The sequence below is a fragment of the Mongoliibacter sp. genome (assembly GCF_007692705.1).
Classification (GTDB): domain Bacteria; phylum Bacteroidota; class Bacteroidia; order Cytophagales; family Cyclobacteriaceae; genus Mongoliibacter.
The window spans coordinates 1-2,907 of the sequence record NZ_REBN01000185.1 but is presented as its reverse complement, the minus strand read 5'-3'; the positions used below and the strand labels follow the sequence as shown (position 1 = coordinate 2,907).

The following is a 2,907-nucleotide window of genomic DNA, read 5'->3' as shown; positions in this document are numbered from 1 at the left end:
TATTTCTACTCTATTTCAATTGTATTTCTACCTTATTTCTACTCTATTTCAATTGTATTTCTACCTTATTTCTATAATAATCACCGTGGTCAAAAAGACCTTCGGTCCCGCAGGTGCGAAACCAAAGGTCAAGATCCTATTCCACCTTAAACGCATCCACCGGATTGATCATCGCTGCACGGATAGACTGCGAACTCACCGTAAGGGCCGCAATAAACAATGCGATAAAACCCGAAAGCAGAAAAACCATCCAGGAAAGTGAAATACTGTAAGCAAAGCCATCCAGCCAATTGCTCATACCAAACCATGCGATCGGTACTGCCAACACAAAACCCATAAGCACAAGCTTGAGAAAGTCTTTCCCTAAAAGAAGTATGATACTACTAATGCTTGCTCCCATCACTTTGCGTACACCTATTTCTTTGGTTCTTTGCTCTGTCGCATAGGCGGTTAACCCAAATAGTCCCAAGATGGAGATCAGGATAGCCAGTCCGGCAAAAAAACCGAATACTGTACCTACTTTTTGCTCAGCTTCATATTGTTGGTCAAACCTGTCTGCCACTGAATAATAATTGAAAGGGAAATCAGGACGCAAAGCCGTCCACTCTTCCCTGAGGTAGGCTATGCTTTCGTCAAACCTATCTGCGCCCAGACGGAAAGCCACTTCATTGAACCTATCCTCGGGTACCATAAAGATCATAGGACTGATGGGCTGATGCAGGGATTCAAAGTGAAAATCTTTAACCACTCCGACCACATAACCTCTTCTCGGTCCATAATGCATCCTTTTCCCAACAGCCTCATCTGCAGAGTTCCACCCAATTGCTCTAACTGCCGATTCATTGATCAAAAATGCCTCTGTGCTATCCGAAGCCAATTGATAATTGAAATCACGTCCAGCGGCCATTTTGATGTCAAATGTTTCCATAAAAGAATGGCTGACATGTATATCCGTCAACCTGATGTCCATAACTGTAAGCTCTCCGTTGACCTCAGCTTCGGCTCCCTGCGCATCAAGCAGTCTTCCACTTGGCACCCTAGAAGCTAAAGTCATTTCCTCAATACCTGGCTGTTGCAGGAATCGGTCCTTTAGAGTCTGATAATTTTCCACCAACTCTCTGTACGCAGGAAGTACGATCACGTGGTCTTTACTGAATCCCAAGTCTTTGTTTTTCATGTAATCCAACTGCTTGAGTACTACCATAACCGCCACTATCAGTACAATAGAAATGGCAAATTGCCCCACAACAAGTGCCGATCGTAATTTTTCATGGATAGAACCGATTTTGTATGTGCCTTTCAGAACTTTTACAGGCTGGAATCCAGATAAAAACAAAGAAGGGTAGCTACCTGCCAACATTCCAACCAATATGACAAGGCCCAGCATCCCCAAAATGTATTCAGGATGCTCCAACAAGTTCATGCTCAATTCTTTTCCTGTAAAATCTCCAAAAATAGGTAAGGTCAAGCCTGCAAGGAGTATGGCAATCACCAATGCAAGAAAGGTCATGAATATGGTCTCACTCATAAACTGCCTGATCAAAAGTTGTCGATCAGCACCCAGCACTTTCCTAAGCCCTACTTCCAAAGCCCTTTTAGCAGATCGCGCTGTGGACAGGTTCATGAAATTCACACAAGCGATCAGTAGGATAAAAATTGCTATAGCAGTATAGATATACACGTATTCAATGCTACTGTTTGGTTCCAATTCAGAATCGAGGTTGGAGTACAAGTGAATGTCCGTGATAGGCCAAAGCTGCAGTTGGTTCCAGGTGGAAGCCAATGCACCATCCTGTCCAGGTTGTATATGTCTGTTCAAAAACGCTGGAATCTGTGCACTGATACTTTCTGGATCCACACCTTCCTGGAGAAGAATATAGGTGGCGAAATTATTGGATCCGAAATTCTTCATCATGGCATCATAACCTCCATAAAAGTCTTTCACCAATTCCATTGAAGCCAAAAAATCTGCCTTGAAATGTGAATTGTCAGGAATATCAGCCATAACTGCACGAACTTGCATGTTGGCAGATTCATTTCCGATTTTCACTTCCAAACTTTTACCAATCGGGTCTGCTTGACCAAAATACTTCTTGGCCATGCTCTCCGAAATCACCATTCCATCTGGAAAACTCAATGCGCGCTCAGGGTCCCCGTCCAAAACTTCCCAAGAAAAAACATTGAACACCTCAGGATCGGAAAAGTAAAATCTCTTTTCCTCGAAAACGTTGTTTTCATCTTTGAGCACCACATTGGTATTCAGGATACGAACGGATTCCTCCAATTCCGCTTCAAAATCGGATTTAAGAAGAGCGCCAAAAGGGGGAGCTAAATGACCCAAATGTAAGTTTACTTCACCGCTTTGATTGGAAAATGCTCTCGATACCCTGTATATCCTTTCTGATTTTTCGTGATACTTATCGAAACTGAGTTCATGCTGTACAAATAAAAAAATCAAGATACTTGCTGCCATACCAACAGAAAGTCCCAGAATATTGATCAGGATGTAAGCAGGGTTTTTCTTCAGGTTTCGGATGAATATTTTCAAATAGTTACGGAGCATTGGTAGTTGGTTGTTGTGTTGATAGTGTTAGTTCTTATTCCCTTCTTATTTCTTGAATCTTAACTTCCCGATACTTGGGGCAGGCTATGGCTTCTCGCTTCTCTGTATCTAGCCTCTCGCTTCTAGTCTCTCAAATCTCATCGACTCTATATTCCATATCCATGCCATGACAGATCTTGGCAAAACGGCCAAAGACCTGTATCAAGCGTCCCTTACATAAAAATAAGCGGACAATATTGTTCGCTGGTGGTCAAAAATTCACAAATACCATCATTAAATACCCGGGTTCTACCCGGGGCAAATACCACTTCGTGAATTCAATCACTTCGTGATTTTCTCTGTGA

General features: G+C 42.5%; 1 protein-coding gene. It reads right to left on the bottom strand.

The window, feature by feature from the left end:
- Positions 1–136 precede the first annotated feature (136 nt).
- Entirely contained in the window at positions 137–2,563 is a 2,427-nt protein-coding gene (locus EA341_RS12995) for an ABC transporter permease (protein ID WP_293015199.1), read from the bottom strand.
- Positions 2,564–2,907: the final 344 nt, after the last annotated feature.

Coding starts and splice junctions, on each gene's coding strand:
- EA341_RS12995 (WP_293015199.1), bottom strand. CDS start 2,563: ATGCTCCGTAACTATTTGAAAATATTCATCCGAAACCTGAAGAAAAAC.